This is a genomic window from Planococcus circulans, assembly GCF_020023385.1.
In the GTDB taxonomy this organism is placed as follows: Bacteria; Bacillota; Bacilli; order Bacillales_A; family Planococcaceae; genus Planococcus.
This window is the reverse complement of record NZ_JAIQCL010000009.1, coordinates 156,389-179,554: the sequence shown is the minus strand read 5'-3', so window position 1 is coordinate 179,554 and position 23,166 is coordinate 156,389. Positions and strand designations below refer to the sequence as shown.

General features: G+C 45.6%; 29 protein-coding genes and 1 riboswitch. Of the genes, 12 read left to right on the top strand and 17 right to left on the bottom strand.

The annotated features are described in order from the left end of the window. Positions 1-20 precede the first annotated feature (20 nt). Positions 21-233, top strand: coding sequence for a helix-turn-helix domain-containing protein (locus tag K8U60_RS15205; RefSeq protein WP_223641976.1), 213 nt, complete (start codon positions 21-23; stop codon positions 231-233). Positions 234-289: 56 nt separating this feature from the next. Here K8U60_RS15205 and K8U60_RS15200 read toward each other — a convergent pair whose 3' ends face one another. Next, the gene (locus tag K8U60_RS15200; RefSeq protein WP_223641974.1) at positions 290-550 is read right to left on the bottom strand and encodes a DUF1871 family protein; all 261 of its coding nucleotides are present in this window, start codon (positions 548-550) and stop codon (positions 290-292) included. Positions 551-720: 170 nt separating this feature from the next. Further along, positions 721-1,422 carry a peptidylprolyl isomerase gene (locus tag K8U60_RS15195; RefSeq protein ID WP_223641972.1) on the bottom strand — a complete coding sequence of 234 codons (702 nt, stop codon included), beginning with the start codon at positions 1,420-1,422 and terminating at the stop codon, positions 721-723. Between the two features lie 127 nt (positions 1,423-1,549). Here K8U60_RS15195 and K8U60_RS15190 point away from each other — a divergent pair, with 127 nt between their 5' ends. The 8 genes from K8U60_RS15190 (at position 1,550) to mnhG (ending at position 8,772) form a co-directional block, all read left to right on the top strand. Further along, positions 1,550-2,782 (top strand): MFS transporter, encoded by a 1,233-nt coding sequence (locus K8U60_RS15190; protein ID WP_223641970.1) that lies wholly within the window; start codon positions 1,550-1,552, stop codon positions 2,780-2,782. A gap of 213 nt (positions 2,783-2,995) precedes the next feature. Continuing rightward, on the top strand, positions 2,996-5,410 hold the full coding sequence (locus tag K8U60_RS15185; RefSeq protein ID WP_223641968.1) for a Na+/H+ antiporter subunit A: 2,415 nt from the start codon (positions 2,996-2,998) through the stop codon (positions 5,408-5,410). After that, complete coding sequence (locus tag K8U60_RS15180) at positions 5,397-5,819, top strand: Na(+)/H(+) antiporter subunit B (RefSeq protein WP_223641966.1); 423 nt, start codon at positions 5,397-5,399, stop codon at positions 5,817-5,819. Before K8U60_RS15185 ends, K8U60_RS15180 begins: the two co-directional genes overlap by 14 nt. Then, positions 5,819-6,166, top strand: coding sequence for a Na(+)/H(+) antiporter subunit C (locus K8U60_RS15175; RefSeq protein WP_223641964.1), 348 nt, complete (start codon positions 5,819-5,821; stop codon positions 6,164-6,166). Before K8U60_RS15180 ends, K8U60_RS15175 begins: the two co-directional genes overlap by 1 nt. Beyond that, complete coding sequence (locus K8U60_RS15170; protein ID WP_223641961.1) at positions 6,159-7,640, top strand: Na+/H+ antiporter subunit D; 1,482 nt, start codon at positions 6,159-6,161, stop codon at positions 7,638-7,640. The genes K8U60_RS15175 and K8U60_RS15170 overlap by 8 nt, the downstream gene beginning before the upstream one ends. Before the next feature lie 7 nt (positions 7,641-7,647). Further along, positions 7,648-8,127, top strand: coding sequence for a Na+/H+ antiporter subunit E (locus K8U60_RS15165; RefSeq protein ID WP_223641959.1), 480 nt, complete (start codon positions 7,648-7,650; stop codon positions 8,125-8,127). Beyond that, on the top strand, positions 8,124-8,405 hold the full coding sequence (locus tag K8U60_RS15160; RefSeq protein ID WP_223641957.1) for a Na(+)/H(+) antiporter subunit F1: 282 nt from the start codon (positions 8,124-8,126) through the stop codon (positions 8,403-8,405). The genes K8U60_RS15165 and K8U60_RS15160 overlap by 4 nt, the downstream gene beginning before the upstream one ends. Continuing rightward, positions 8,353-8,772 (top strand): monovalent cation/H(+) antiporter subunit G, encoded by a 420-nt coding sequence (gene mnhG, locus K8U60_RS15155; protein ID WP_223641955.1) that lies wholly within the window; start codon positions 8,353-8,355, stop codon positions 8,770-8,772. The genes K8U60_RS15160 and mnhG overlap by 53 nt, the downstream gene beginning before the upstream one ends. 39 nt (positions 8,773-8,811) lie before the next feature. Here the strand turns inward: mnhG and K8U60_RS15150 are convergent, their stop codons facing one another. Next, on the bottom strand, positions 8,812-10,305 hold the full coding sequence (locus tag K8U60_RS15150) for a leucyl aminopeptidase (RefSeq protein WP_223641952.1): 1,494 nt from the start codon (positions 10,303-10,305) through the stop codon (positions 8,812-8,814). Between the two features lie 150 nt (positions 10,306-10,455). Here K8U60_RS15150 and K8U60_RS15145 point away from each other — a divergent pair, with 150 nt between their 5' ends. Then, positions 10,456-10,932, top strand: a complete 477-nt coding sequence (locus tag K8U60_RS15145) for a divergent PAP2 family protein (protein WP_223641950.1) — start codon at positions 10,456-10,458, stop codon at positions 10,930-10,932. A gap of 51 nt (positions 10,933-10,983) precedes the next feature. Here the strand turns inward: K8U60_RS15145 and K8U60_RS15140 are convergent, their stop codons facing one another. From K8U60_RS15140 to K8U60_RS15115, 6 genes are all read right to left on the bottom strand, one after another. After that, positions 10,984-11,313 carry a YuiB family protein gene (locus K8U60_RS15140; protein ID WP_223641948.1) on the bottom strand — a complete coding sequence of 110 codons (330 nt, stop codon included), beginning with the start codon at positions 11,311-11,313 and terminating at the stop codon, positions 10,984-10,986. A gap of 280 nt (positions 11,314-11,593) precedes the next feature. Then, positions 11,594-11,719, bottom strand: a complete 126-nt coding sequence (locus K8U60_RS15135; protein ID WP_223641946.1) for a YuiA family protein — start codon at positions 11,717-11,719, stop codon at positions 11,594-11,596. Positions 11,720-11,860: 141 nt separating this feature from the next. Next, entirely contained in the window at positions 11,861-12,358 is a 498-nt protein-coding gene (locus K8U60_RS15130) for an NUDIX domain-containing protein (protein ID WP_223641944.1), read from the bottom strand. 138 nt (positions 12,359-12,496) lie between these two features. Next, positions 12,497-13,711 carry an NAD(P)/FAD-dependent oxidoreductase gene (locus K8U60_RS15125; RefSeq protein WP_223642017.1) on the bottom strand — a complete coding sequence of 405 codons (1,215 nt, stop codon included), beginning with the start codon at positions 13,709-13,711 and terminating at the stop codon, positions 12,497-12,499. Positions 13,712-13,887: 176 nt separating this feature from the next. Beyond that, positions 13,888-14,250, bottom strand: coding sequence for a HesB/IscA family protein (locus K8U60_RS15120; protein ID WP_223641942.1), 363 nt, complete (start codon positions 14,248-14,250; stop codon positions 13,888-13,890). Between the two features lie 199 nt (positions 14,251-14,449). Then, positions 14,450-14,686 carry a NifU family protein gene (locus tag K8U60_RS15115; RefSeq protein WP_142828952.1) on the bottom strand — a complete coding sequence of 79 codons (237 nt, stop codon included), beginning with the start codon at positions 14,684-14,686 and terminating at the stop codon, positions 14,450-14,452. A gap of 83 nt (positions 14,687-14,769) precedes the next feature. On the opposite strand from K8U60_RS15115, the gene K8U60_RS15110 reads away from it, so the two are divergent. Beyond that, positions 14,770-15,096, top strand: a complete 327-nt coding sequence (locus tag K8U60_RS15110) for a YuzD family protein (RefSeq protein WP_223641940.1) — start codon at positions 14,770-14,772, stop codon at positions 15,094-15,096. A 33-nt stretch (positions 15,097-15,129) separates the two neighbouring features. On the opposite strand, the gene K8U60_RS15105 is transcribed toward K8U60_RS15110, so the two are convergent. Next, positions 15,130-16,197 (bottom strand): NAD(P)/FAD-dependent oxidoreductase, encoded by a 1,068-nt coding sequence (locus K8U60_RS15105; RefSeq protein ID WP_223641938.1) that lies wholly within the window; start codon positions 16,195-16,197, stop codon positions 15,130-15,132. A 152-nt stretch (positions 16,198-16,349) separates the two neighbouring features. On the opposite strand from K8U60_RS15105, the gene K8U60_RS15100 reads away from it, so the two are divergent. Then, on the top strand, positions 16,350-16,586 hold the full coding sequence (locus K8U60_RS15100) for a YuzB family protein (protein ID WP_223641936.1): 237 nt from the start codon (positions 16,350-16,352) through the stop codon (positions 16,584-16,586). A 130-nt stretch (positions 16,587-16,716) separates the two neighbouring features. Here the strand turns inward: K8U60_RS15100 and K8U60_RS15095 are convergent, their stop codons facing one another. From K8U60_RS15095 to K8U60_RS15065, 7 genes are all read right to left on the bottom strand, one after another. Beyond that, entirely contained in the window at positions 16,717-17,490 is a 774-nt protein-coding gene (locus K8U60_RS15095) for a TIGR01457 family HAD-type hydrolase (protein ID WP_223641934.1), read from the bottom strand. After that, positions 17,480-17,935, bottom strand: coding sequence for a DUF86 domain-containing protein (locus K8U60_RS15090; RefSeq protein WP_223641932.1), 456 nt, complete (start codon positions 17,933-17,935; stop codon positions 17,480-17,482). The genes K8U60_RS15095 and K8U60_RS15090 overlap by 11 nt, the downstream gene beginning before the upstream one ends. Before the next feature lie 82 nt (positions 17,936-18,017). Then, positions 18,018-18,344 carry a YutD family protein gene (locus K8U60_RS15085; RefSeq protein ID WP_223641929.1) on the bottom strand — a complete coding sequence of 109 codons (327 nt, stop codon included), beginning with the start codon at positions 18,342-18,344 and terminating at the stop codon, positions 18,018-18,020. Positions 18,345-18,359: 15 nt separating this feature from the next. Then, positions 18,360-19,283 (bottom strand): lipoyl synthase, encoded by a 924-nt coding sequence (gene lipA / locus K8U60_RS15080; RefSeq protein WP_223641927.1) that lies wholly within the window; start codon positions 19,281-19,283, stop codon positions 18,360-18,362. A gap of 143 nt (positions 19,284-19,426) precedes the next feature. Beyond that, positions 19,427-19,558 (bottom strand): methionine/alanine import family NSS transporter small subunit, encoded by a 132-nt coding sequence (locus tag K8U60_RS15075; RefSeq protein WP_223641911.1) that lies wholly within the window; start codon positions 19,556-19,558, stop codon positions 19,427-19,429. A gap of 15 nt (positions 19,559-19,573) precedes the next feature. Further along, the gene (locus K8U60_RS15070) at positions 19,574-21,094 is read right to left on the bottom strand and encodes a sodium-dependent transporter (protein ID WP_223641909.1); all 1,521 of its coding nucleotides are present in this window, start codon (positions 21,092-21,094) and stop codon (positions 19,574-19,576) included. Positions 21,095-21,290: 196 nt separating this feature from the next. Continuing rightward, on the bottom strand, positions 21,291-22,865 hold the full coding sequence (locus tag K8U60_RS15065; protein WP_223641900.1) for a Na+/H+ antiporter NhaC family protein: 1,575 nt from the start codon (positions 22,863-22,865) through the stop codon (positions 21,291-21,293). Positions 22,866-22,972: 107 nt separating this feature from the next. After that, positions 22,973-23,154: riboswitch (Lysine riboswitch) on the bottom strand. Between the last annotated feature and the right edge of the window lie 12 nt (positions 23,155-23,166).

Here is a 23,166-nt window from a genome sequence, read left to right as displayed (position 1 = left end):
TAAAGAAGGAGTGCAGGAAAATGAAAAATGAGTTACACGACCAATTAAAAGCGCTTCGCGTAGAGCGTAACTTATCATTGGACGAATTGTCCTTAAAGACAAGAATTGGCGTCGCCAAGCTTCAAGCCTATGAAAGCGGCGAAGAAGTCCCTTCCAACCAAACCATTTTAATCCTTTCAAATGCATTGGAAGTACCCGCATCTAACTTAGTAGATGGCTTAGGTTCAAAATAAGCCATCATCAAAAAAAGAGCTTTCGGCGAATAGTCGCCGAAAGCTCTTTTTGTTTTTCAGATAATGTGTTTCGCTTCATACTTGAACGCAATTAACTTGTAGGAAATTTCCACACACTGCTCCAATGGAATCCATTTATCGAAGGAGATTTCATAGATGCTCTGGATTTGCTTCGCGAGTTCTGAAGGATGATCCAGAACATGCAATTGGACGATGACTTTTTCGATTTCGGTGCCATACAGCTCTGAACCGATTGCAAAAGGATCCCAGTCTTCCAGGACTGCAACGGCTCTTCTGTTCATTTCACTTGTATTCATTTGTTTTCACCTAACATTTCTGCAGCGTTAAGGGCTATAATAGCACAGAATCACAAAAAGAAAAGCAGAAGAACCCGGTAAAAGGGAGCTTCTGCAATTCATTTTAAGTGTTGAGATGGCCGGTCACTTCTACAGTCATCTACCGGAGTAGCTGGCACTTGCATTTTTTGTCATTGCTCCAGTATTTCGATCGAATCAATGGTCACGTCTTCGACCGGTTTATCCTGCTCGGTTTCAACTGCCGCGATGGCATCTACGATATCCATGCCTTCGATCACTTGTCCGAACACCGTATGCTTGCCGTCAAGCCAAAACGCACCACCTTGTTCCAGATAGACTTCTCGGATTTCCTCCGGATATTCGCCGGTCAAATCCGCTTCTGCAACTGCCGGTCCTTGGACGATGAAGAACTGGCTGCCGTTCGTCGTAGGACCCGCGTTCGCCATCGACAAAGCACCGCGGATATTGAAGAGATGGTCATTGAATTCATCTTCAAACGGAGCGCCGTAGATACTTTCACCGCCGCCGCCCGTGCCGGTCGGATCACCTGTCTGGAGCATGAAGTCCTCAATCACACGATGGAAAGTCAAGCCGTCGTAATAGCCTTCCTCTGCGTGCGTCAAAAAGTTTTCCACTGCTTTTGGTGCAATTTCCGGAAACAGTTTGATCTGCATGGATCCCATGGAAGTCGTAAGCTCAACAAGCGCTTCGTCATCAGCGACTTCTGTAGAGAGCTGAGGATAACCGTCCACTTCAACTGCTTCACTTTCGGTTGGTGCGGCCGCATCTTCAGTTCCGGTCCCCGCTTCTTCTTCTGAGCATGCACCCAGGAAAAATGCCAATAAAATCGGTGTTATAATCGCTTTTTTCATCCTTTTCACCCCGCCTTATTTTAGCATAGAATTTTTTTGAATTCACTGGTAAGATACAACACTTTCTTCGTAAGGCGAAATATCTTATAATAAGAACAGTTGCTCCATTAAGAAAGAAGGGGTCCAGTTGGATACTCAGAAAAAGAATTTCTTCATCATCATGTTCACCAATTTCCTGGTGGCCGGCAGTACCACAATGATTATGCCATTCTTATCTCTTTATATCGAATCGCTTGGCAACTTCACAGATGAATACGTACAGCGCTGGTCTGGCCTCGTATTCGGAATCACCTTTGTCGCTGCATTGATCATGTCGCCGATTTGGGGCCGCATTGCCGATAAATATGGCTTCAAACCGATTTTAATCATCAATGGATTCGGCATCGCCATCAGCATCTTCATGATGGGGACTGCAGATTCTGTAACAGAACTGTTTTTAATCCGTCTGTTCATGGGCGTTGTGACGGGTTTCATCCCGACTTCACTTGCTTTTGTCAGTTCACAGACCTCTAAGGAGACGGCAGGGAAAACACTTGGCACACTTCAGATGGGCAGCGTCTCCGGCACGCTGTTCGGTCCGGTTCTCGGCGGCTTGATGGCCGACGCTTTCGGCTTCCAGTACACTTTCCTGATTACAGCCAGCGTCATTTCGATTGCTGCCTTGTTCGTGGTCTTCGGGCTGCATGAAATCAAACGGGTTAAACAGAAAGATGCCCATGTTTATGCCCCCAGAACCATCATCACCGGTATTTTGAGCCATCGACTGATACTGAATGTCATGATTATCACGGCTCTGATTCAAATCGGCAATTTCAGCATCCAGCCGTTATTGTCGTTGTATGTTGCGCATTTGACGGAAGGCAGCGGACAAGTGGCATTCCTGGCCGGCATCACTTTCAGCGCAACGGGAGTCGGAAATCTTCTGTTTGCCCGTCGCTGGGGCCGCTTGGGTGATTCCATCGGCTACGAGAAAGTTCTCGGTTTCCTGCTGCTGCTGGCATTTGTTTTCATCATTCCACAGGCCTTCGTCACTGAACTTTGGCAATTGATCATTTTGCGGCTGTTGTTCGGGGTTGCAGTCGGCGGAATGATTCCGACGACCACCGCTTTGATGCGCCGGGAGGCACCGATTGAAATCCAAGGGGAAATCATGGGCTACAACACCAGTTTCCGTTTTCTTGGAAACATTATCGGCCCCATGTTCGGCGGGATTGTCAGCGGCTTTATCGGCATCTCCTCAGTCTTTATCGTGACAGGAGTACTGTTCGTTCTCGCTTTTGCTTTCCTTCGCTATACCTTGGCAAAACCTGAACAGGATTTCGAAGATGTACTGCTCGAGCAGGAATTGAAGAATATTTAAAAAAAGCAGGCTTTCACATCCGAAAGCCTGCTTTTTTGCTGTTTTTTTCCCTATTCACAAAATAAACATAATCAGGTTTCTTCCTATTTGAAAAGCACTGGAAAATCTACAGGGATTCAACAGCGTTAATCGGTGAACGGTGCAAATCCATCAGATTTACGTTATAATTTCTAATTAGAAACTCATCACGTTTATGCTGGAAGGAGGATTCATTTGTCATTTGTATTTTTAATCTTTTTACCTTTGCTTGCAGCCCTCTTCATTCCGCTGCTATTTAAGAAAGTAGGAAAGATCCATACGGGCTGGTTTGTTTTGATTGTTCCCGTTATTTTATTCATTTACTATGCCTCTTTGCTCCCTACCACGATCGCTGGCGGCAATCTGGTTTCTGAATTCCAATGGATCCCTTCACTTGATATCGCGTTTGTTGCGTATATTGATGGGCTGAGCCTGCTGTTCACACTGCTGATTACAGGCATCGGAGCTTTAGTGGTGCTGTACTCCATTTTCTATTTGGACAAACACCGAGAACAATTACATAATTTCTACGTTTATTTATTGATGTTCATGACGGCTATGCTCGGCATTGTCCAAAGTGACCATTTGATCACACTTTACCTTTTCTGGGAATTGACATCGATTTCATCTTTCCTGTTGATCGGTTATTGGTATACCCGCGACCGTTCGAGATTCGGTGCATTAAAATCAATGATGATCACTGTCTTTGGTGGATTGATGATGCTCGGGGGCTTTGTGCTGCTGAGCATCATGGGGAATACATATTCAATACGTGAATTGATCCCACAAGCGCCTCAACTTGCGACTCATGATTTCTTTATCTGGGCGCTCGTTCTTGTGCTGCTTGGTGCATTTACGAAGTCTGCACAGTTCCCATTCTATATCTGGCTTCCGGATGCAATGGAAGCTCCGACTCCTGTAAGTGCTTACTTGCACTCTGCGACGATGGTCAAAGCCGGCCTTTACTTGGTTGCTCGCTTGACGCCTGTCTTTGCGATATCTGGAACGTGGATGTGGCTTGTTGCAGGGGTCGGATTGTTCACGATGTTCTGGGGTTCCTTCTTCGCATTGAAACAAAAGGACCTGAAAGGCATTCTGGCATTTTCCACAGTTTCCCAGCTTGGCTTGATCATGTCTCTGCTCGGAGCTTCGGCTGCCGGATACCATATCGATAATATTGCGGAAACCACATTCAAATATGCGGGATTCGCTGCTATCTTCCATTTGATCAATCATGCGGTCTTTAAAGGCAGTCTGTTCATGATTGCCGGGATCATCGACCATGAAACCGGTACGCGGGACATCCGCAAATTAGGCGGACTCATGAGCTTGATGCCGATCAGTTTCACTGTTGCCATGATCGGCGCCTTTTCCATGGCGGGCTTGCCCCCATTCGGCGGCTTCCTGAGCAAGGAAATGTTCCTGACCGCGATGCTTTCTTTAACTGAATTCGACTTATTCTCCATGGATGTCTGGGGTGTGTTATTCCCGATCGTCGCGTGGCTCGGTTCCGTTTTCACGTTTATCTACAGCTTCTATTTCGTCTTCCATACATTTGCTGGCGAACATAAGCCGGATCAATTGCCGAAGCCTGCACACGAAGCACCGATCGGCATGCTGATCTCGCCGGTATTTCTGGCGCTGCTCGTCATCGTGATTTTCTTTATTCCGAACATCGTTGGTGACTGGCTCGTCAAGCCTGCCGTCATGGCGATCCAGCCCTTCCTGTATAGTTCACCTGGAGAGGTGGATGTTCATGTTTCGGCCTGGCACGGGTTCAATACTGAACTCTTTATGACCCTCGGCATCTTTGCCGTCGGCGGTTTGATGTTCTGGACACTGCATAAATGGCAGAGGAGCTATGACCGGTTCCCCGATTCCGTGTCGTTGAACGCGTTATACGACAACTTGATGTTCTTGAGCGACACCGGTGCGAACCGTTTCTCTAAACTGTACATGACCGGCTTTATCCGCTCCTACTTGGTCTATATGTTCAGCTTTGTCGTCATTATCGTTCTCGGAACACTCTTCCTGACCGAGGCATTCGCTTATGATGTCACCAACTTGGCGCCGATCGGTTTTTATGAAATTGTCATCCTGATCGCATTGATCGGTTCGACTCTGACGATTCTGTTTTCGAAATCGAGGCTTACCGCCATTATCGCGTTAGGTGCAGTCGGTTATTCAGTCGCCTTGTTCTTCGTCATTTTCCGTGCACCGGATCTGGCATTGACCCAACTGGTGATCGAGACCATTTCTGTCGCGCTGTTCCTGTTGGCATTCTATCATTTGCCGCAGATCAGCCGGAAAGAAGAACGTATGCGTTTCCGTCTGGGGAATGCGGTGATTGCGCTCGGTGTCGGAGTCACGATGACTTTGGTCGCCTTGTCCGCACATTCGCAAAAGTTCCTCCCTTCCATTTCCGAGTTTTATAAGGAAACGGTCTACTCGGAAGCAGGAGGCGGAAATATCGTCAACGTTATTTTAGTCGATTATCGTGGATTTGATACATTGTTTGAAATTGCTGTACTGGGCATTGCCGGTATCGGCATCATCACCATGATCAAATTGCGGTTGACCAAAAAGGAGGGTCAACATGAGAACAAATGATGTCATGCTTCAAACGGCTACAAAAGTAGTGACCTTCATCATTTTGATGTTTGCTGTCCACATTTTCTTTGCAGGGCATTATACGCCGGGTGGCGGATTTGTCGGGGGGCTATTGACTACCAGCGCAATCGTCTTGCTGATGCTTGCGTTCGACATTGAAACGGTCAAAAAGATATTGCCGCTCAATTATGTCACGATGACAGCAGTCGGCTTACTGCTAGCTCTTGCCACTGCCTCTGCATCCATCATTTTCGATGTTCCTTTTTTCACACATGCTTATGATTATTTTGAATTACCGCTTTTCGGTAAAACGTCCTTACACTCGGCTTTACTTTTCGATATAGGCGTTTACCTGGTTGTTGTCGGTGTAACGATGACCATTATTCAAACGATTGGAGAGGATGAATAATGGAAATAATTATGTCGGTTGCCATTGGATTTCTCTTTATGGCAGCTGTTTACTTAATGCTTTCAAAAAGCCTGATTCGCATCATCATCGGGACAGGACTGCTGAGCCATGGCGCCCATCTATTGCTGTTGACCATGGGAGGGCTTGGCGGAAACTCGCCGCCCGTCGTGGCTGAAGGGGTCAGCGTCAGCGATTACGCAGACCCGCTGCCCCAGGCTTTGATTTTGACAGCTATCGTCATTTCATTTGCTGTAACATCATTTTTCCTAGTGCTCGCCTACCGGTCTTATCAGGAGCTCGGTACCGATAATATGGATCTGCTGAGAGGAACTGAAGACTATGAGTAATTTACTTCTATTTCCGATCATCATCCCTTTGTTTTTTGCTACTATCCTGATGATTTTTCCGAAGCGACTGAAGTTTCAGCGTATAATTGCTGCAATTGCTGCGGGCACGACTTTGATTGCTGCATTGTTCCTATTGGCTAAAGTCAATGCAGATGGAGTTCAGGCTGTGACGCTGGGCAGTTGGCCCGCACCTTTCGGGATTTCCATGGTGTCGGATCCGCTGTCCGCCCTATTGGTGGTCACTACTTCGATCATTACCTTGTTTGTCGTGTTTTACAGTTTCCCGACCATCGGTGTGAAACGTGAGCAATCCTACTACTACCCGGCTGTTATATTTTTGATGGTCGGCGTCAATGGTGCCTTCACAACAGGCGATATCTTCAACTTGTTCGTATTTGTCGAAGTGTTGCTGATGGCTTCCTATACCTTGATTGTCCATGGCGGTGAAAAACCTCAACTGCGTGAATCCATCAAATATCTGCTGGTGAACATCATTTCATCCGCTTTGTTTGTAGCCGCTGTCGCGTTCCTCTACTCGGTTACTGGAACGTTGAACATGGCCGACCTGGCAGTGAAGATTCCACAGATTGAAGAAACCGGCATCCTGACTGTCATAGCTGTCATGTTCCTGATGGTCTTCGGCTTCAAAGCTGCTATTTTCCCGTTATACTTTTGGTTGCCGGGATCGTATTACTCACCACCTATTCCAATATTGGCGCTGTTTGGAGCTTTGCTGACAAAAGTCGGCGTTTATGCCATCATGCGTACATATACGTTGTTCTTTACAATGGACATCGCATTTACCCACGAGTTGCTGGGAATCATCGCGATCCTGACCATTCTTGCCGGCTGCGTCGGTGCACTTGCCTATTTCGATGTTAAAAAGATCATCATTTACAACATCATCATTGCGGTCGGTGTAATCCTGTTCGGAATCGCTCAATTAAATCAGCCAGGTGTCGATGGATCCATCTTCTACCTGCTTCATGACATGCTGATTAAAGCTTCCCTGTTCTTCCTGGTCGGAATTGTCGCCGTATTGTTCGGCACGTCAGACCTTCGCAAAATGGGCGGATTGATCAAAACCTATCCATTCCTTGGCTGGACGTATCTGGTTGCCGCATTTGGGCTTGCGGGAATACCGCCGCTCAGTGGATTCCCGGGCAAACTGCTGATTGTCCAGGGTGGCTTTGAAGGCCCGCAATTTTGGGGCAGCATCGTCATTCTTGCAACCAGCCTGATCGTATTATTGAGTGCTGTGCGCATCTTCATCTACGCTTTCTGGGGAGAACCGGTTGAAACCGTTCCCTTAAAGAAATCCGTTTTTAATCAAATGTTTATCCCGACGGTCATCCTTGTTGCCATTACAGTGGTATTCGGGGTCGGTGCGGAACTCTTCATGCCGTTCATTTCAGGCGCAGGTGAAGTGCTGCTGAATCCATCCATCTATATTGATGCGGTCTTAAAGGAGTAGATGACATATGGCTTTACAAATCTTATTGAATTTCTTCCTGGCCTTTGTCTGGATGTTCATGACCGTTTCCTTCAGCCCTGCAGGATTCGCTATCGGCTTCCTGGTAGGTCTTGGCATCATTATCCTGATGCGCCGTTTCTTTTCTTACCGTCTTTATACTTCGCGGGCATGGGCTATCATTTATCTGGTCCTGCTGTTCCTTAAGGAGCTTTTCTTGTCGAGCATTCAGGTTTTGCGGATTGTCCTCAAACCGAATATGAACTTGAAGCCCGCTATTTTCGAGCTGGAAACCGAGCTGAAAGAGGATTGGGAAATCACTCTCTTGTCTGCTCTGATCACGTTGACGCCTGGAACGCTGGTTGTCGGCATTTCAAACGATCAGAAAAGACTCTATATCCATGCGCTCGACTTTGAAGATATCGATGATGCCGTCAGTTCAATCAAAGACACATTCGAACGCGCCATTCTGGAGGTGAGCCGCCCATGATGATGTTTTACTGGATTTCCCTTATCATCGTCAGTATAGGCTTTACAGGGCTTCTATTCCGGCTGGTCAAAGGACCGACTATCGCCGACCGTGTAGTCGCACTTGACGCCATCGGAATCTCGTTGGTTTCAATCGTCGCCTTGTTGTCATTGATCATCGAGACTGAGTTTTTTCTCGAAATCATCTTATTGTTGAGCATCCTGTCCTTTATCGGCACTATTGCTTTTGCCAAATTCCTTGAGAGAGGAGAGATTTTCGATCGAAACAACAATCGTTAATATCCTCATCATCCTATTAATGAGCACAGGAGTCATTTTCAGCCTTGTCACAGCGTTAGGTCTGATCCGTCTGCCCGATGTCTATACACGCACTCACGCTGCCTCCAAGAGCTCGACGCTCGGTGTTCTCTGCGTGTTGATGGCCGCCTTCATCCACTTTTGGCTCATCGAAGGTATCTTCAATACACAGATGATCATCGCCATTGCCTTCCTGTTCATCACCGCACCCGTTGGGGGACATTTGATTGGACGGGCAGCCTATATGTCCGGCATCAAAGTCGCCGAGGAAACAGTGCGTGACGACATGGAAGGTGCGTTAAAAGAACAAAAGAAAAAATTGATGGACAATAAAACCACTGAACACTAAAAAAACCTGCAGACACTTTGTCTGCAGGTTTTTTTCTCTCTATTGTTCGTCCGCCATCTTTTCAACCAGCATCGCCAATGTTCTGACCATGGCACCAGTCCCGCCTTTCGGCCCCAAATCATGAGGTCCGTCCGCATCGGAAGTACCGGCAATATCCAAGTGGATCCATGGTGTGTCACCGGCAAATTCGCCGACAAATCCACCGCCGAAAATCATATGGCCATCACGGCCCGGCGAATTATTTAAATCGGCAACGTCGCTTTTCCGGATGCGTTTCTTATCGCTTTCCGTTAAAGGCAGACGCCAGACAAATTCTCCACTTTCCATAGAAGCTTCCAGGAAGGACTCGAAAAATGCCTCGTCATTGGTCAAAGCTCCCGTTTTGTCTTTGCCCAAAGCGACAATGACGCCGCCGGTCAACGTTGCCACATCCACAATTCGAGTTGCCCCTAATTGCTTCGCGTAGCTGACGGAATCAGCCAACACCAGGCGCCCTTCAGCATCCGTATTGAGGATTTCAATGGTTTTTCCGCTCATGGACGTAATGACATCATCCGGTTTAAAGGCATTACCGGAAATCATGTTATCCGTTGAGGCAATGACTGCCATCACATTTTTTTCCGGCTGAAGTTCACCGATGATTCTCATGGCACCGAGTACGGCGGCGGCACCGCCCATATCGCCCTTCATGCCTACAATGCCGTCCTTCGGCTTAATTGAGTAACCTCCAGTATCGAAGGTGACTCCTTTACCGACAAGCGCTAACGGGTCTTCAAAGCCTTCTGTCGCTTTGTACTTCAAGACAATCAGGCGCGGCTCTTCGACAGAACCCTGGTTGACTGCAAGAATTGCGCCCATACCCAGTTCTTCAAGCTCCGCTTTCCCTAAGATATCCGTTTCAAAGCCATAGGTTTCGCCAAGTTCACGCGCATATTCCCCCATTGCAGTTGCAGTTAGAATATTTGCCGGCATATTGACAAGTGTCCGGGCTTCATTGACGGACTGACCGAAAACAGAGCCAACGATTGCTGCCGATTCGACATCCTCTGCAGCCTCTTCTGCCAATAAAGTCAGAGATTCCAGTTTGACCTGCGCCTCATTGGATGTGGTCTTGTAATCGTCAAAGCGGTAGCCGCCCATTGTGATGCCTTCTGCAGCCAAAAAAGCGACATCTTCTGACGAGATTCTGTCATTTTCAAACGACTCCATGTAGATTGCTGCATGCTTCACTTTCTTCTTCGCCAATTCTTTGCCTGCCAACCCGAAGCAGGAGCGAAGGTGTTCCTCGGTCAATTTTTTACGGTCATCTAACCCGATGAACAAGACCCGTGGAATTTCTCCGGAAAGTGTTGGATAGGTAATCAGTGATTTTAAATCGAATGATAGGTCCTGCTTGATCCAGCTTTCCAGTTTGCCTTCAAAACGCTGGGCGAATTCGCCCCACCCTTTGCTGTTTTCCGGATGCCGGCTTAAGCCAACAATGAGGATTTCAGCTGTGCTGTCCTGTGAATGCTGTTGTAGGTTGATTTGCATAAAATTCCTCCTTTAATCTGTTCTCTTTAAGTGTAGCATTTAATCCGAAGTTCGAGTAGTTCGTGTAGCGAAGGAATATGCAAGAACGGAAAATTTACCGTCTATGTTATACTATGGGAACATATTTAGACAGAAAGGCTGTGGCCCCGTATGGAAATTTTCTCTAACCTCCCTCTTATGATCGCCCTATTCGCGATCGTATTTGCCCAATTCGTCAAAATCCCCATCCAGTATGCCGTAACACGTGAGCTTGACTGGAAGCTCTTTTCATCGACTGGCGGGATGCCAAGTTCACATTCAGCAGCGGTCACTTCTTTAACGACTGCCGTAGCTTTTGAACACGGTGTTTCCTCCACAATATTCGCGGTCTCGACGATGTTTGCCGTCATTACCATGTACGATGCCACCGGTGTCCGCTTTCAAGCAGGCCAGCAAGCGTTGACCATCAACAAGATGCGCCAGGACATCTATCTCTTTATGGATGAAACCAGAAAATGGCCAAAGAAAAAGGAAGAAGAAAAGATCCAGGAACTGAAGACCCTGCTTGGCCATAAACCGAGTGAAGTTTTTATGGGTGCTTTAACAGGTATAGCCATTTCCTTTATTTTTTACGGTATGCTCCCATAACAATAACCAATCAAAAAATGCCGACCCGGATGACCGGATCGGCGTTTTTTATTAAAACATCTGATAACCCATTTTGCGAAGGATTTTCATGACAAAACCTGATGTGATGGCACCAGCCCAGCCAGCAAGCAAGACGGCGATATCACTGCCTGTCATGGAAGTAATGGTGTCCCCCAACATCGAGAAGGATTCCCCTGGATTCGTGAAATAATCGAAAACGCCTACATCATCCACTACGAGTAAGATAACGACCGGATAAACCACAGCCATCAGCCAGGTCATCCGAAGCAACATATTCAATAAAAAACCGATTCCGAAAAACATAACATAAAAAAGCAACATGGAAATAATCAATTGCACAATCGTGAATGAACTGTTCATGAACTCTAACCTCCGTTATTCCTTCCATCAGTTTACCCGAAAAAACAAAGGCTTTCAATCCAGCAGAACAGAGTTCATCGCTTTGTCACTTATACTAGAAAAGCGAAGGCAGCCAACAGCAGAGTGACGTTCTTTGCCACGCAGCTGAGTTGGCTTATGACCCAAAGAGTTGGGCGCCGGAGCTGGACACTGAAAAGCGGAAAAAGCCTCCTCAGAAATCCACTCCAAATAAAAAGAAGCGATCGGCTTTACTAGACCCGATCGCTTCTAACTTTTCAATTTATTTTTTCCCTGAACCCGAACAGCAGGAGCACGTTTCTGAACCGCCCAGTCGCAATTGAAAATATCCTTGTCCTGAGCAATAAGGGCATTGATTGACGTTTTTAACCTTTTTGAAGATCGTCATCCGAAACACCTCCTTCTGTTCTTGTTTGTAATATTCTGATAATATAGCACAGGACCCTTTTGAGCGCAACTGAAAAGATAGAAATGTAAACGGTAACAAGAGCTTTTTTCTTTTATTTACTCTTTATTTCTTTTTAATCCTCTATTTTTTAAAAAACAGTTTGTATGCGGAATAGCCGAAGACTTTGCCGGGATCTACATCCTCGATCGCCTCCAGCCCTTCTTCCAGAACATAAGAAGCCATTTCATGCAGCATGACGGAAGCTTCTGCATCGCTTGATAAGGCTGCCGGCGACACCCAGTCCGCCAGATAGAGCTCGGACAATTGCGCAACAATGGGCTGCTCTTCGCTCTCTGCCTTCAACAAGAAAATCGCCATATTGTCGCTGATTTCCTCGCGAATGACTCCTGAACGAAAACCGATCATTCCCATCAGCTCACAGTCAATCCCAGTTTCTTCTTTTACTTCCCTTAGAACTGCCTCGTCAATCGTTTCAAAACCTTGTACAAATCCAGCGGGTAGAGACCACTTTCCATGCAAGCCGCCGTATCTTTTTTTGACCACCAGCCATTGCCCTTTGGAATTCACCACCAGTCCAGCTGCTCCCAGCCAAACATTTCCACGTTTCGTATTTGCCACAACGCTATCCCCCTTTTAAAACAGACAAGCCTCCAGCAAATGCACCGGAGGCTTAAATGGTAAATTATGAAGCGATTTAAAATATTATACTGAAGTTATCAAAAAAGCTCCCCGCTAAGGGAGCTTGGTTCATCCAGCTTACAGAACGTTGAATTTACCTTTTTTCAATACCAGCATAGGTCCGCCGATCATGAGCAATGCACGATTATCGATCATTTTCTTCATGAATGACGCTCGTTTGCCTGTAACTTTCTTACCGAAAACAACACCGATCGCATCGTCATCACCAAGGGAGCAAACCGTTCCTTTTAGATCAGGAACAAATTCAATCGTTGTTTCCTCATTAATCAATGCTTTTAAGTTCTTCGCAACGCTTTCACCCTGTTGCATAGCAATCTGTGCGGTTGGTGGGTACGGGCGATTCGTTTCTTCGTTGATCATCAATGCACAGTCACCGATAATGAAAACATCATCGTAACCTGGAGCACGCAAGTCATTTTCGACTTTCACGCGGGCACGCATATTTTCGATTGGAGTCGCTTCAATCAATCGGTTGCCGCGTACGCCTGCAGCCCAAACGACTGTACCAGCTTTGATGAATTCAAACTCATCATCGCCTTTTTTGATTTTAACGCCTTCTGGAGTCGCTTCAACAACCGGTGTACCGATGGAGAATTCGATTCCTTTAGATTCTAAATGGCCTACTGCATAGTTGACAAGCTCCGGATCGAAGCCAGGCAATACCATTGGTGCGGCTTCCACACAAACAACCCGCACTTTTTCACATGGCACATCAAACTCTTTACACAGTTCAGGTACACGGTTAGCTAATTCCCCAAGGAATTCGATCCCAGTGAATCCAGCTCCACCAACGATAATTGTCAGACGGCTGTCATCTTTTACTGGTTCTGCAGACCATGTAGCAAATTGGAATTCAATGTGCTCACGGATATAACGTGCGGCTTTTACGTTCGCAATTGACAAAGCATATTTGTCGAGGCCTTCAATGCCAAAAGTCTCGCCTTCAAAGCCTAGTGCAATGACAATGTAATCGTATGTAAATTCGCCATTGTCTGTAGTGACTTTCTTGCCGACCACATCGATTGCTTCAACAGTCGCTTGTACAAACTTCACTTTGACGCTGTCGATAACGTCTTTAATATCGTAACGCACCTGATCAGGAAGCAAAGTTCCTGCTGCTGCTTCATGCAGCCATGTGCTCTCATAATGGTATTCGTTTTTATTGATCAATGTTATGTCCGCAGCATCTGTGCCAAGAACTTTTTGCAGGTTCACTACAGTAGTCAATCCACCATAACCTGCTCCTAATACTAATATTGACGGTCTTTTCAATACAATCGCAACCACCTTCAAGTCATTTTTTAATCGATTATCGACAAAGCGGTAAAACCTTGGCGCACCGATAAACATCTACACTCTATATTAGACCTTATACCGCATGATTTCAACCGGTTATTGCGTTTATCGCAGACTTATCCACAACAAAAAAGCCGGTTTGTGACCGACTTTTAACAATTCTCTGGAGTTCCTGCTTTTTTGGCGGTACGGAATGAAGTTCCACAGCCACATGAAGCGATGGCATTCGGATTTTCAATCGTAAAGCCGCCTCCCATCAATGACTGTTTATAGTCAACGACTGTCCCTTTTAAAATCGGAGCATCTTCTTTCGCGATAAGTATCGGGACTCCGAACTGCTCATAAAGATCATCTTCTTCACCTTTAGATTGTTCAAATCCCATTCCATATGTTAAACCGCTGCATCCACCGCCTTTTACAGCAACACGCAAGAAGGATCCTTCCTCCTCGTTATGGCGCATCATCTCTTTTACCTGGAATGAGGCTGCTTCTGTAATTTCAACTACTTCTGTCAATTCAATCACCCTCCTTATCATTTATCATAGCAATCATTTCCACTATTATTCAAGTCGTCCACCTTCGAACAGCCAGGTTAAGTGAAATATTTAATTTGGAGCTGCATCATCCGATTTTGGTTACTCCCCAAAATCTATTGCCTTAGCATGAGTGTGTTTACTTTATACAGAAAAAGGGACCTTAAAAGGTCCCTTGGCATTAAAATACTTGTTCTACTTCTACTATACCAGGAACTTCTTCCACTAACGCACGTTCAATCCCTGCTTTTAATGTAATTGTCGAGCTTGGGCAGCTTCCGCATGCACCGAGCAGACGAAGTTTTACGATACCATCTTCTACATCAACAAGTTCACAGTCTCCCCCGTCACGCAAAAGGAATGGACGTAATTTATCTAAGACTTCCATTACTTGATCTTCAATCAAAGCTTCAGTCATTTATATCGACTCCTTTCATTATAATCATTATAATGTGATTAGAAAGAAAAAGCCACTAATGAATTCACAGGAGGTTCAAAATTATGCAGAAAGAAGTATCCATTGAAGTCTATGGAACCGATGTGATCTGTGCTAGTTGTGTCAATGCACCCTCTTCAATCGACACGTATGAATGGCTGGAAGCCGCCATCTCAAGGAAATACAAAGATCAGCCATTTTCAATTACCTATATCGACATTGAGAAACCTCTCACACTTGAGCACCAGAAAGACTATGCACAGCGCATATTGGACGACGAATTCTTTTATCCGCTGGTATTGGTCGAAGGAGAAGTTGTCGGTGAAGGCTACGTACAATTGAAACCAGTCTACCGTGAACTTGAAAAGCATGGATTTGCAGAAGTAAAATAAGAAAAAGCGCTCGTAATTGAGCGCTTTTTCTTATTATCCGTTATGCCATTTATACATCCATAATACGCCTGATTTCATCAGACGGGCGATGCGGCCCGTAACGGTACGATCCGCCAAATAAGCGAAGCCTTGCTTTTTGCCAAGAGAGCCAAGGAAACCTTTCAGCTTGATCTCCGGCATGGTTTCAGGCAATTCCTCGCCTTTCCATGTGGATTTCAATACTTTGACGATCTGCTCTGCCTGTTCTTCCGCCAACTGTGCAGAAGGCGCCATCGGCAATGCCGCACAATCGCCCACTACATAAACATGCTCGTCGTTCGGCAACTGATGGTATTGGTTGATGACCACACGTCCGCTGGCATCACTTTCAAGACCTAGGTCACGCACTGGCTTGACCGGTTGGATACCAGCTGTCCAAACAACAGCATCCACTGGAATCGTCTCTTCGTGGTTATGAAGCATATTTGGCTCCACTTGTGTGATATTGGAATTCGAGACCACATCGACATTATGATTTTCAAACCATTTTTTGACGAAGTTGCTCAAGCGCTCTGGAAAGTCACGAAGGATCCGTGGGCTTCGGTCAAACAGCTTGATTTTCAAATCACTGCGGCTTTCTCGCAATTCGCTGGCAAGTTCAATTCCGCTGAGCCCTGCTCCCACTACGCCTACCACCGCACCTGAAGGCAAGCCAAGCAGAGCCTGATAAGTAGCACGTGATTTCCCGATGGTCTGGATGCTGTAAGTAAATTCATCCGCTCCCGGTACGTTGTGGTACTTATCTTCACAACCCAAGCCGATCACTAAATCATCGTATGCAATACGGTCACCATTCTCCATGAAAATACATTTTTCCTGAAGCCCAATTTCCAGTATTTCACCGTTTACGACCGTCAACCGCTCATGCTCCGGGAAAGGAACGCGGACTTCCTGGTCCGACTCTGTACCGGCTGCCAACGCATAGAATTCTGTCTTCATGCTGTGGAAGGGCGTACGGTCAATTAAAATAATTTCTACATCTTGTGGAAGGCTGGTTGGCAACAAACGAAGCAAAATCCGCATATTGCCGTAACCGCCACCAAGTAAGACTAATTTTCGCATAAAAATCTCCTTTAACTTTCATCTGTCTCATCAATTTCTCACATATGAGTATAGCTGATTGTGATAACTTTCACAATGCTTTCGCTAGAAATCAATTAATTGACTCCAGCCTCGAAAAAAGGTAGGATTTCGTTGTAGTGAGGTGACTTAGAATGAAACCGATTGTTGAATTTTGCATCAGTAATATCGCCAATGGCGCACAAGATTCTTTTGAAAAACTCGAACGGGACCCAAATCTTGATGTTTTGGAATACGGCTGTTTAAGCTATTGCACAAAATGTTCCGAGTCTCTCTATGCATTGGTAAATGGAGAAATCGTTGAAGCGGAATCCCCTGAAGAGCTGACAAAAAAAGTCTATGAATTCATAGAGGAAAACCCCTTATTTTAAGCCGTTGAAAAACGGCTTTTTTTGCTGTCCGAAGAATAGACAGCGCTATAGCCTGTTGATAACACGAAGCCCAGCAAGACGATTTTTTGTCGTTCTGCCGGGCTTTTATGTTTATAACTTCAGTCTCTATTTATAATTCCCAAAATCCAAGGTTTTCAATCGCGAAGCTCGGAGGATGCTCTTTTTCCAATACGGTTTCCATTCGGCTGACACCCGTGTTGACATGGATCGTGTCGATTCCAAAACGGATTCCCGCTTGGATATCCGTATCGTAATTGTCCCCGATCATCACCATCTCGCTCTTCTGAAATCCAGACTCGTGCTGGATCGCTTCCAGCATATGAATTTCAGGTTTGCCGATATAGATGGGATCCACATCTGTCGAAGCGGACACCAATGTGGTAAATGCTCCGTTGCCTGGCAAAAAGCCTTTTTCAGAAGGAAAAGCCAAGTCCTGGTTAGTCGATAAGAAGACAGCCCCTTTTCGAATCTCCAAGCAGGCAGTCGCCAATTTATCATAGGTGATGTTCCGGTCGATTCCCATCAACACAATGCCAGCCTGCTTTTCAACTCGTTCTAGCCCTTCCTGGCGCAACGCCTGATCCAGCCCTTCCGACCCGATCATATAGACTGTGCGCCCCGGATACCAGCGGTTGATGTATTTTGCCGCAGCAATGGCTGAAGACATGATGCGTTCTCTTTTTGCTGTAATTCCGAAACCAGCCATCTTCTCCTGCAATTGCTGCTGGGTCATCGAAGCATTATTGGTGATGAAAAAAGGTTCAATCCCTTTTTGCTGCAGACGTCCGATAAAGTCTGCCGCCTCTTCAACTGCTTCAGTTCCCCGATAAACTGTCCCATCCAAATCCAGGCAATAGGCTCGATATTCTTTTCTAGTTGCCATCGTTCGCTTCCGGTATAAATGCCGAAACCGGTCCTAACTCGTGAACTAGATAATGCTCAACTTTTGGTCCGAATGCCTTCAACGACTCCAGATTCTCATCGATTGCATTTATAATTGCCTGGTGATCCACTTTCATAAATTCCCGAACCAACATTTTCCGCAAGGCAATAACTTGTTTCAGCGGTTGGTCCATTTCTTCTGTAATCACTTTTTCATCCACTAAAATATCGATGATGTCATCATAGCTTCCAGGGTCGCGCATGATGAAACCGTCAATCATCGAGTTCCCGACATCGATCATCGATTCGATAAGATTGGCGCCTGCACGCTCCAATGCAAGCTGCTCCCCGACTGTTGTCCATTGCTCGTTGCTTTCGTAAAATTCCAATAAGGAATTCATGTACTGAATCGTTTCAGTTATTTTGCTGCGGTCAATAAAATACATAAAAATACCCTCCAATAGGCGTTTGAAAATCTTTCATTACTTCCTTTATCATATCATAATGCACGAAAAAACCCCCGGCGGATTAAACATCCGCTTCGGGGGCCTGCTCTTCTATTACTTCGATCGGTGGTGCTGCTTTACCGACTTTCTTTATGACAAAATAAGCACAGCCAAAATTGCAGTATTCATAAAGGTAGTCCTGCAATGTGCTGATTTTTGTATCGTAAGTCGCTTTATGGTTGGTATCTTCAAAAAAGCCTTTTAACCGCAGTTGTCCATAGCCCCAATCTCCCAAAATATAATCATATTTGGATAAGATTTCGCTGAAGCGCGCGGTTATTGCCTCCTCTTGGAAGCCTTCCCGGTAATCGATTAATATGTCATAATTCCACTGATCCAATGTGATCAATTATCTCACCATCCATTAGCTGTTTATAGCAGCTGCTTGCTCTTCTCCGAGGCGCTGGCGCTCTTTCGCAGCTGCATTGACTTGCTCATCCGCATGATAGCTGCTTCGGACTAGAGGGCCTGCCTGGCAATGCGAGAACCCTTTAGTCATCGCAATCTCCCAGAATTCCTTAAATTCCTTCGGCGAATAATATTTCTGTACGTTCAAATGTTTTTTAGAAGGCTGGAGGTATTGGCCAATTGTCATAATATCGACATCATTTGCACGTAGGTCATCCATAACTTCAATAATCTCTTCTTTTGTTTCGCCTAAACCGATCATCAGAGAAGATTTCGTCGGAATTTCCGGATGCAGCTCTTTCGAACGCTTCAAAAGCTCAAGTGAACGATCGTATTTAGCACGTGCTCTTACTCTTGGAGTCAAGCGACGGACTGTTTCGATATTGTGATTTAAAATATCCGGTTTTGCATCCATCAACCGTTCCAGATTTTCGTAGATTCCACCCATATCAGACGGAAGAACTTCAACAGTTGTAAACGGATTGGCGCGTTTGATCGCCCGGATGGTTTCGGCAAAGACCGCTGAACCTCCGTCTTTCAAATCGTCTCTCGCTACCGCTGTGATGACTGCATGTTTCAGGTTCATCATTTTTACAGAAGCCGCTACACGTTCCGGTTCCTGGAGATCCAATTCATTCGGCAATCCTGTTTTTACTGCACAAAAACGGCAGGCTCTCGTACAAACAGCGCCGAGAATCATAAATGTAGCCGTTCTCCGAGTGCCCCAGCATTCATGGATATTCGGACATTTCGCTTCTTCGCAAACCGTATTGAGGTTGTTTTCCCGCATCATTTTTTTTAAATCCGTATAGTTTTCATTGGTGTTGAGTTTAATCTTTAACCAATCGGGCTTTCTAAGATGTTCCTGCTTTGTTGACACGCACATCGTCCCCTATCTATCTGATTTATGTATGGAATCCGGTTCTGTTCCAAATGTATCATATAAACCTACTCCTCACAAGTTCCCCTATAACTCTAAAAACATGAAAAAGCCCGGAAACTAGAAGTTTCCGGGCTTGTAAATTATACGTTATCTGCAGCATCTCTTGCTTTGTTCTTTTTGCTGCTGCTGATTGCATGAATGATGCTGGCAGCTAAGCCGCCCCAAATGATGACCATACCGATAATCATTACTACAATTGAACTCATAGTCATATGAAGCTCCTCCTTTTAATTGCGTTCGTCGTATTCTCCCTGCTCTTTATGCCATTTGCCAAGAGAGATGATAATTCCGAAGATCAGTGCAGCTGCAGCTACTGCTACACCGCCTGATAAAGTAAACATATCAGAATATCCTTCATAGTTTCCGGTTTCTGTATCAAACTCTTTCAGGATATTGAGTCTAAGCAACCCGAACATCATGTAGCCTAAAACGATTGGCGTGATGATTCCCAGACTGAACTTCCACCAAGCACCCAAGTGGATGTCTGAGATTTCGTTGGCATGTCCCTTGAGAAGATCCGCTTTGCGGAATACCCAGATGACCAGTACAACTTCCACAAGACCGATCGCGGCAACACCGAATTGGTTGATGAAGTAATCCGCAAGATCCAAGAAGTACAAACCACCCTGTGTAGCAAATAGGATGGAAATCAAAGCCGCTAGACCGCCTCCGAAAAGCACTGCCTTTTTACGGGAAATACCAAACTTTTCAGAGAATCCAGCAACATAGGTTTCCGTAATTGAAATCAGTGATGTCAATCCGGCCAGCGTTAAAGACAAGAAGAACAAGAATCCGAACAAGCCGTTAAAGCCGGGAAACTCATTGATGATCTGTGGGAAAACCACAAATGCTAGTCCTACACCAGCTGTAGCAACGTCACCGACCGCCACTCCCTGTTGAGAGGCCATAAAACCAAGAGCGGCAAAAATACCGATACCGGCAAGCAGCTCAAAACTCGAGTTGGCAAATCCGGTGATGAATGCGTTGTTCGTGATATCCGACTTTTTAGGCAGATAACTGGAGTACGTGATCATGATGGCAAATGCTACAGACAAACTGAAGAAAATATGCCCATAGGCTGCCACCCAAACCGTTGGATCCATTATAGCTTCGAAATTCGGCTGGAAGAACGCTTCCAATCCTACTAAAGCTCCATCTAATGTAACAGCCCGAACCACTACTGCGAAGAAAATGATCAGTAAGGTCGGTATGAAAATGCGGTTAGCCATTTCGATACCTTTTTTGACTCCAGCAAGCAGGATTCCTAATGTAATGATCCATACCAGAGCTAAAGGAATAAATACACCCCACACAATTCCACCAGTTTGTCCTGGTTGAACTGTCAGCTGCAGAAATTCATTGAACAAGAAGTCCTGTGTATCTGTACCCCATGCCTGGTTGAATGAGAATATAGTATAGCGCATTGCCCAGGCGATAATGACGGCATAGTATACAGATATGACAAAGGACACGAAAACGGCCCACCATCCAAGCCATTCCAATTTCTTTCCGCCCATTCTGAAGAATGATAACGGTGCTGAGCCACGGTACTTATGGCCAATGGTAAATTCAAGTATTAGTATCGGTATCCCTGCAGTCAATAATGCAAAAAGATACGGTATGAAAAATGCACCCCCGCCATTTTCATACGCAACATATGGAAAACGCCAAATGTTCCCTAAACCTACTGCAGAGCCAACGGCAGCCATAATAAAGCCGGCACGTGTACCCCATTGCGAACGTTCCATCTCTCTTCCCCCTTTGTTTTTTCCCATTTTATTTACATAAAAATAGGAATTTTGAATGTTTTCAGATTATTAGTTAATCTAAAAATAGTATACCGAGCGGCACCCTCAAAGTAAAGATGAATTCGCGATATATTTCAAAAAAACTATTGCGACGAAAGTAAAAAAGCAGAGAATTAGCTTCTCTGCCTTGTTTTCTTTATGCATTTTGTTGTTTTTCAATAATAGTTGTCCGTTGTGACCAGACGAGGAACAGCACTGCGAGTACCACTAAGACCACGCCTAAAGAAATCAGCAAGGAACCCGTGAAACCTATGACTATATACCCTATGGAAGCAATCCCAGCAGCCGTTAAAGCATAAGGGATCTGTGTCAACACGTGATCCATATGATTGCTCCCGGCTCCAGTTGATGACAGGATCGTCGTATCGGAAATCGGTGAACAATGATCTCCAAAGACAGCACCGGCTAGAACAGCTGATAATGCCGGCAACAGCAATGATGGTTCGGCTTCGATCATGATGGTTCCGGCAATCGGTAAAAGGATACCGAATGATCCCCATGATGTTCCTGTAGAGAACGCCATAACACCAGCTAAGACAAATAATAGCACAGGCAGAATGGCTGTAGGAACGTTACCTTCAGAAACCACACCAGCCAAATACGTACCCGTTTCGAGCGATCCGATCAAAGAAGTCAGCGACCAGGCAAATATCAAAATCAGCACCGCGCCCATCATTGATTTGATGCCTGCCCAAATGCCTTTGCCGATCCAACCGGCATTAGCTTTTTTATTGCTCTTGATTTGCATCGCATAAAGAATAATCGAAGTCAGTGCCCCTAATATCCCTCCGGCCAATAAAGAAGCAGGTACATCGGTATTTTCGAAAATCAGCCAGATATCGAACACTTGTCCGGCATTCTGATAGCCAGTCCAAATCATCGCACCTACAGTCCCGACAATCAACAACAGGATCGGAAGCAATAAGTCTCTCATATGACCATGATTATGCGACGGGAAATCTTCTTTCATTTCACCGGGGATCGTTTTTTCAGGATCAAAAAGCTGCCCTTTGGTAATTGCCAACACTTCGTGTTTCTTCATCTCTCCAAAATCGACATCACGTATGGCGACAAAGAAGACGATGGCCAATGAAGCGACAACATAGAAGTTCATCGGTGCCATCCAAAGAAAAGCTTCCAGCGCGGAATATTCCACGAAGGTCTGGCCGGCTAAGATGGTTGCAATGATGCCGATGATGGCAGCACCCCAGCTTGATACTGGAGAAACCACGCAGACCGGTGCAGCAGTCGAATCGATGAAGTATGCAAGTTTCGCACGTGATACTTTGTAACGGTCCGTAATCGGACGCGCTACTTGCCCGACTGCGAGTGCATTGAAATAGTCATCGATGAAGATGACCATGCCCAAAACCACTGTCAGAACTTTTGCTCCTCTGCGGGACTTAATGCGTGTCGAAGCCCATTCAGCAAAAGCATGGCTTCCTCCCGACAGGCTGACGAATGCTGTAATGATGCCCAGCAATAACAGAAAAAGAATGATAAAGACATTGTAGGCGTTAAAGCCTCCGTCCCAAAAAATGATCGCGAATGATGTGACAAGCTCCTGCAAGGCTGCAATTGGCGCAAACCATGTCAGAATCACTGCTGCCGCAACAATCCCCGTACCGAGCGACAACAATACGCGGCGAGTCAGCAACACCATTACGATGGCGATGATCGGCGGCAAAATCGAAAAAATCGTATTCTCCATGAATCTTCCTCCTTGTTTTTGATGGGTGAAAAATGAGAAAAAAAAGGCCGACCTCTCCAGTTGGATAAGTCAGCCTTCTACAATTCGTCTGTGCGGTAAACATCAAACAACCCTGTAGCTCTCCATTTTAGCTTGCGCTTAAATGACAGTGACATTCTTGTTCAGAATGACCCCAATCCATTTCCTTAGACCTCGGAAAATGAATTTCGGCAAAACTCCCTTTCAGATGCGTTCCACGCGGTCAAACTCGCGCATCCTACTGATCAGTTCTGCAGCCTCTACCCACCAATATATAGTTCTT

Bases quoted from the DNA above. Each gene is read 5' to 3' on its own strand.
- K8U60_RS15205 (WP_223641976.1), top strand. From the start codon at position 21: ATGAAAAATGAGTTACACGACCAATTAAAAGCGCTTCGCGTAGAGCGT.
- K8U60_RS15200 (WP_223641974.1), bottom strand. From the start codon at position 550: ATGAATACAAGTGAAATGAACAGAAGAGCCGTTGCAGTCCTGGAAGAC.
- K8U60_RS15195 (WP_223641972.1), bottom strand. From the start codon at position 1,422: ATGAAAAAAGCGATTATAACACCGATTTTATTGGCATTTTTCCTGGGT.
- K8U60_RS15180 (WP_223641966.1), top strand. From the start codon at position 5,397: ATGAGAACAAATGATGTCATGCTTCAAACGGCTACAAAAGTAGTGACC.
- K8U60_RS15175 (WP_223641964.1), top strand. From the start codon at position 5,819: ATGGAAATAATTATGTCGGTTGCCATTGGATTTCTCTTTATGGCAGCT.
- K8U60_RS15170 (WP_223641961.1), top strand. From the start codon at position 6,159: ATGAGTAATTTACTTCTATTTCCGATCATCATCCCTTTGTTTTTTGCT.
- K8U60_RS15165 (WP_223641959.1), top strand. From the start codon at position 7,648: ATGGCTTTACAAATCTTATTGAATTTCTTCCTGGCCTTTGTCTGGATG.
- K8U60_RS15160 (WP_223641957.1), top strand. From the start codon at position 8,124: ATGATGATGTTTTACTGGATTTCCCTTATCATCGTCAGTATAGGCTTT.
- K8U60_RS15150 (WP_223641952.1), bottom strand. From the start codon at position 10,305: ATGCAAATCAACCTACAACAGCATTCACAGGACAGCACAGCTGAAATC.
- K8U60_RS15145 (WP_223641950.1), top strand. From the start codon at position 10,456: ATGGAAATTTTCTCTAACCTCCCTCTTATGATCGCCCTATTCGCGATC.
- K8U60_RS15140 (WP_223641948.1), bottom strand. From the start codon at position 11,313: ATGAACAGTTCATTCACGATTGTGCAATTGATTATTTCCATGTTGCTT.
- K8U60_RS15135 (WP_223641946.1), bottom strand. From the start codon at position 11,719: ATGACGATCTTCAAAAAGGTTAAAAACGTCAATCAATGCCCTTATTGC.
- K8U60_RS15115 (WP_142828952.1), bottom strand. From the start codon at position 14,686: ATGACTGAAGCTTTGATTGAAGATCAAGTAATGGAAGTCTTAGATAAA.
- K8U60_RS15110 (WP_223641940.1), top strand. From the start codon at position 14,770: ATGCAGAAAGAAGTATCCATTGAAGTCTATGGAACCGATGTGATCTGT.
- K8U60_RS15105 (WP_223641938.1), bottom strand. From the start codon at position 16,197: ATGCGAAAATTAGTCTTACTTGGTGGCGGTTACGGCAATATGCGGATT.
- K8U60_RS15100 (WP_223641936.1), top strand. From the start codon at position 16,350: ATGAAACCGATTGTTGAATTTTGCATCAGTAATATCGCCAATGGCGCA.
- K8U60_RS15095 (WP_223641934.1), bottom strand. From the start codon at position 17,490: ATGGCAACTAGAAAAGAATATCGAGCCTATTGCCTGGATTTGGATGGG.
- K8U60_RS15090 (WP_223641932.1), bottom strand. From the start codon at position 17,935: ATGTATTTTATTGACCGCAGCAAAATAACTGAAACGATTCAGTACATG.
- K8U60_RS15075 (WP_223641911.1), bottom strand. From the start codon at position 19,558: ATGACTATGAGTTCAATTGTAGTAATGATTATCGGTATGGTCATCATT.
- K8U60_RS15070 (WP_223641909.1), bottom strand. From the start codon at position 21,094: ATGGAACGTTCGCAATGGGGTACACGTGCCGGCTTTATTATGGCTGCC.
- K8U60_RS15065 (WP_223641900.1), bottom strand. From the start codon at position 22,865: ATGGAGAATACGATTTTTTCGATTTTGCCGCCGATCATCGCCATCGTA.